Source organism: Vibrio sp. 10N.286.48.F5, assembly GCF_041469785.1.
GTDB lineage: Bacteria > Pseudomonadota > Gammaproteobacteria > Enterobacterales > Vibrionaceae > Vibrio > Vibrio crassostreae_C.
In genome coordinates this window covers 67,702-67,954 of record NZ_JBFRLG010000031.1, presented here as the reverse complement: position 1 = coordinate 67,954, position 253 = coordinate 67,702, and the positions used below count along the sequence as shown (strand labels likewise).

The 253-nt window shown below is 43.1% G+C and carries 1 protein-coding gene; it reads left to right on the top strand.

The features are described 5' to 3' along the window. Positions 1-231: hypothetical protein (locus tag AB4185_RS16910; protein ID WP_372135688.1), on the top strand; the 231-nt coding region annotated here is incomplete at its 5' end. Positions 232-253: the final 22 nt, after the last annotated feature.

The following is a 253-nucleotide window of genomic DNA, read 5'->3' as shown; positions in this document are numbered from 1 at the left end:
TCCCTCACTGTAGGGAATGATGGCGAGAAGAGGGATAACGATTTGGTGTGGTTTGATGGCGCATCATTGATGTTGTCTTGGATTCACTACACCTATTCTCGTCATCTCCTAGAGCGACGAATGAGCGTAATAGGAGATCTCTTGCTGTGTAGGTTAGCTAATCGCTTAAATAATCGAGTAAACAAACCTCCAGACAAAAAAAGGTTGACGCTTTCACGTCAACCTTTCTAATTTTCTCGAATCTCGAATCTCG